Genomic DNA, 5,061 nt, shown 5'->3' on the forward strand with positions numbered 1-5,061 from the left:
GCGAAAGTGCTCTATCCAGCGCAGCCTCCTTCTGGCCTCCCTGGAGAGGACCTCGCCCATCATTCTCTCCAACTCCCATTGATGGGGAAGCCTGGTGTGGTAGATACTAGTAGTGGTTCCAACTGAACCCTTCATTTGGACACCTCCTTGCTCTGCTTCTTTTTTACACAAAGCAAGTATAGGGGGTGTCCACCATGTTTCTGAACCCGGGCAGTGGCTGCGTTAGGTGCTTTTTTCAGGGCACGGCATTCCAGCCGGCCGCCCCGAGTTTACCATTCCGAATTATTTTAGCGCAAGTGAACGGTATTACTTTACAAATGGTGAACTATATTGCATAATGCTTGCCGTGGGCTGGCCACGGCGTGTGCTGATCGATACATGCCAAGACGGCAACCATCATCCTCTCATTCACGCCAGGGAACGAGGCTTTTCCGGCAACTACAGACTCACGCGCCGCGCGGGGAGCGCGTCCTCCGCTTTCCCGCGCACGACCGCCGTCCGGCAGGGACCGTTATCGTAGAAGGTAAAGGGAGGGAGAAGAGATGAACGTGGGGAACTGGGCAAGCAAGCGCGCGCGCTTTCCGCTGACCGCGCAAAAGACCGCCTTCATCAGCGGTGATACGAGCCTGACATACGATGGGTTCAACCGTCGCGTAAACCGCGTGGCCAACGGCCTGCTCGCGGCGGGGCTGAAGAAGGGGGACCGCGTGGCCGGCCTCTTCTTCAACTGCATCGAGTTCATGGAGGTGTACTTCGCCTGCGCCAAGGCGGGCTTCATCTTCATCCCCCTCAATTTCCGTTTCACCGCGGCGGAGCTCGCCGACATCTTCGCCGACACCAATCCCGGGGGCTTCTTCTTCCACCCGGAGTTCGCCGCAACCGTGGGAAGCCTTCTGGAAGGATACCGGGAGCCCATAAAGGTGCTGGCGACCGCCGGGGAGCCCGTTCCAGGCTTCGCGCAGCCCTACGAGGAATGGATATCCCAGCACGGCGAGGAAGAGCCTTCCGTCCCCGAGCCGCCGGAAATGGAAGACCCCCAGCTCATCATGTACACCTCGGGGACCACGGGACGCTCCAAGGGGGCGGTCCTCCCACACCGCAAGACCTTCTGGAACACCTTCAACGACGCCCTGGAGCTGCTCTTCGACATCGACGCAGTGTCCCTGGTCTCCATACCCCTCTTCCACTCCGGGGGCCTGAACATCATCACCATGCCCACCTTCTATATCGGGGGTACCATCATCTTCCAGAAGTTCTGGAACCCGGCTGAGGCCCTCCAGATCATCAACGACCACCGCGTCACCCACTTCGGGGCAGTGCCCACCATGCTGCAGATGATGCTCGACGTGCCCGACTTCGACAAGTACGACCTGAGCTCCCTCAAGGGAGTGGGCATCGGGGGCGCGCCGGCCTCCCGGGAGCTGCTGGACCGCATCATCGAGCAGATGAAGGTCCCCCTCCTCATCCAGGTGTTCGGCTGCACCGAGACCTCCATCGTGCTTTCCTGCTCCAACATGGAGAAGGTGGGAAGCGCGGGCATCCCCATGTTCCACGCCGAGGTGAAGGTGCTCAAGGAGGACGGGACGGAGGTGGTCCCCGGCTCCGGGGAGATAGGCGAGATATGCTCGCGCGGCCCCTACGTCATGCTGGGCTACTGGAACATGCCCGAGGAGACGGCGGAGGCCATGAAGGACGGGTGGTTCCACTACGGGGACCTGGCCACGGTGGACGAGGACGGCTACATCTACGTGGTGGACCGCAAGAAGGACATGATCATAAGCGGCGGCGAGAACATCTACCCCGCCGAGGTGGAGAAGGTCCTGGGGGAGCACCCCAAGATACAGGACGTGGCCGTCATCGGCATGCCGGACGAGAAGTGGGGCGAGGTGGGCCACGCGCTGGTGCTCCTCAAGGACCCCGCCGACCCCATCACCCTGGAGGAGATGGAGGCCTTCTGCGAGGGGAAGCTGGCGCGCTACAAGATACCCAAGAAGATAACCTTCGTGGATGCGATACCGAGGACCCTCACCGGGAAGATACTCAAGAAGGAGCTGCGCAAGCTTTACGCCGGTTAGGGCTTGCCCCGCCCAGGAAATCCCTTCCAGCAAGGGAAAGCCGCGCCATGCGGCCGCATCTCCGGCTCCCGTCGTCTCCGGCGCAAGGAGAACCGCCGCGATTGCGTTCAGGCCGGGCCGCCATATAATCTTAAGGTCGTGCGAGGCGCCCGGGGTAACGCGGATCATCGGCAGAATAGCGGGAGGCGGCATCGTCGCCTGCCGGCTTACCGGTGCTCAACGGAGTCGCAAGCGGCGGGCCGCGTCCCAGAAGGTCTGTTCCGTTCGGCGGAAAACACGGCTTTAGGAGGTGCAGGGCATGAACGACGAACCCGAACTGCTGCTGGAAAGAAATGGTCTCATGGCGGTGCTGACCATCAACCGCCCACAGCGGAGGAACGCCCTTTCCTCCACCCTTCTCGTCTCCCTCGCGCAGACACTGCGTGAGCTGGCGGAGGAAGGCGAGGTGCGCTGCGCCATCCTGCGCGGGGCCGGGGACAAGGCCTTCTCGGCGGGCATGGACCTCTCCGCCCTCCCCGAGGGCATCCCCGAGGAGGTGCAGAAACAGATAGAAACCAAGGGCCCGCTGCAGTACGGGTTGGACGCCATAGAGGACTGCCCTTTCCCGGTCATCGCCATGATACGGGGATACTGCGTGGGGGCGGGCTGCGAGACGAGCATGGCCTGTGACCTGCGCGTGGGCGCCGAGGGCTGCCGCATGGGCATGCCGCCGGCGCGACTGGGCATCGTCTATCCTCCCGAGGGGCTGCACCGTTTCCTGCGCAACCTCGGTTTCGCGGTCACCAAGAAGGTCTTCCTCACCGCCGAGCTCTTCGAGGGGAGCGAGGCCTACCGCATGGGCATGCTCGACTACCTGGTCCCCGACGCGGACCTGGAGGGCTTCACCGAGGAGCTGGCGCAGCGCCTGGCCTCCAACGCGCCCCTCTCCGTGGCGGGACACAAGCGTTCCCTGCGCATACTCTCCGCCATGCAGCCGCTCGGCGAGGAGGAGCGGCAGGAGATCAACGCCATCATGGGCAGGGCCATGGCAAGCGAGGACGCGCGGGAGGGGATCATGGCCTTCCGCGAGAAGCGCGACCCGGTGTTCAAGGGGAAATAGGCGGTCCTCGATATCCTCTCGCATAGCGGACCGTCGCCGAGCGCGGGCGGGAGAACGTTACGGGCCGACGTCGCCTCCGCCGGTCCAGCGCCGACGGAAACGGTTTTCCGTCTCCGTTCCGATGCCGCTGCTTTTTCCCTGCAGCGTTCTCGCCCCGGTGGGCATCGCTTTTTACCGTCGCGATCTCTTTGTCGCCGCCGGTTTTAGGCCGTGATGCCGGCCAGGGTACGCCGGGATACAAGGACACAAGCGATGTGGTCCCCGCGTGGAAGTGCGGGCGCCGGCAGGGGGAGTTGCATCGAGAAAAGCCGTGCACGGAGATCGGGGCGCGGCTTGCACGGGATCTTCCGGACTCCGCGCTTCCATGATGCCGGAAGCGGGTACAAGCGGGCGCGCCGCGTGAGAAGTCGGTCCCCGGGGCGGACATGAACCTCACGCGCCACCTTGTCTTCTCATGTCCCGCCCTCATGTCACGCCCCCCATGTCTGGTCATGTCTTCTCGTGTCCTCGCATGTCTTATTACGCCTTTCCGTTTCTCATGTCTTTTGAAAATGCCCTCCGGACTTTGCATGGACGGGCTCTCCGGCCTCCGAGGAAAGCTTCCCGCGCAGCGTCCGAGATCTTTAAAATACCCCTTGCATATTTTGTTCATCTTCACTAAAATAAACCTCAGCGGAAACAACTTTTTACCAGCAGATATCCAGTTATATTAATAACTGGTTACTAAATAAAAGTTGAAATTTTATCGGCAGGGAAGGGAAAGTGGCGAAACCGAATAAAGTTTCGCAAAACATCTAGTCAGTCGCACCAGCATCGCAGTCCGCTTCGCTCAAGTCCGGCAGACCATCGCTACAAGAACCGTAAACCTCGTCGCCGCACTCGCTACAGGAAAGGTATACCGCAGCCCTGGAACGGATCAGCGATTCGCGAGAGGAGGGGATAGAGGCGGAATAGAGGACGGGTGAATTGTTTCCATTCTTTTCCATAGGCAACCGAGGGCAACAGCAGGGAAGCACGGGAGGAGAAAAGGGGGTTTGAAATGTCGGCTGTCGAGACGAGAACCATCGAGGAGATCGAGAAGAGCGGACAGTGGTGGTGGTGGGCTGAACACATTAGGTCGAAACGGTTGGACTACCTGCGCAAGGCGGTATGGATCAAGGGCGCCAAGGGATCGGGTTACAACCCCGGCGTGAAGCTGGACCTGGAGAGGGCCATCCTCTTCACCGAGGCCTTCAAGGAGAACGAAGCGGACAGCCTGAGGATGCGCTACGCCAAGGGCCTCGCCAACGTCTTCGACAACATCACCATCTTCATCCAGGACCACGCGCAGATCGTGGGTTACTTGGGTTCACGCCCCCACACCATCATCTGGCACCCGGAGATCCTCTTCCTCCTGAACGAGGACCTCTACAACGACCGCACCGTCATCCCGGAGCCGGAGGAGGAGAACCTGCGCATCATCCGGGAGATCTGCGATTACTGGAACCCCATCTGCACCGGGGCCAAGGTCTTCAACCTGGTTCCCCCCGAGGAGATAGTGAAACTGCTCACCGGGGTCATCGGCTGGGGGCTCCCCATCTCCAGGATCGGGTACGCCACCAAGCAGTGGGACTACATGTTCCGGCTTGGCCTGGAGGGCATCATCGCGGAGATAGACGAGAAGATAGCGGAGGCGGGCAGGCACATCTACGAGAAGGTTCCCGAACCGGAGGAGCTCGACTACTACGAAAAGCTCGACGTGTGGAAATCCATGAAGGTGGTGCTCGAGGCGGTGGTGCGCTGGGCGAGGCGCTACAGCCGCCTGGCCAGGATCATCGCCGAGAACTTCGAGAAGGACCCCAAGCGCAGGGAGGAGCTGCTGCGCATCGCCGAGGTGTGCGAGAAGGT

The 5,061-nt window shown here is 61.4% G+C and carries 3 protein-coding genes; all 3 read left to right on the forward strand.

Annotation, left to right across the window (positions count from 1 at the left end):
- Positions 1-542: 542 nt before the first annotated feature.
- Positions 543-2,075 (forward strand): long-chain fatty acid--CoA ligase, encoded by a 1,533-nt coding sequence (locus H5T73_12775; protein MBC7248632.1) that lies wholly within the window; start codon positions 543-545, stop codon positions 2,073-2,075.
- A gap of 298 nt (positions 2,076-2,373) precedes the next feature.
- Positions 2,374-3,174: an enoyl-CoA hydratase/isomerase family protein gene (locus H5T73_12780; GenBank protein ID MBC7248633.1), complete on the forward strand. Its 801-nt coding sequence runs from the start codon at positions 2,374-2,376 to the stop codon at positions 3,172-3,174.
- Between the two features lie 1,039 nt (positions 3,175-4,213).
- On the forward strand, positions 4,214-5,061 hold an 848-nt coding region (locus H5T73_12785; protein MBC7248634.1), incomplete at its 3' end, for a formate acetyltransferase.

It is taken from the genome of Actinomycetota bacterium (genome assembly GCA_014360655.1).
In the GTDB taxonomy this organism is placed as follows: Bacteria; Actinomycetota; Geothermincolia; order Geothermincolales; family RBG-13-55-18; genus JACIXC01.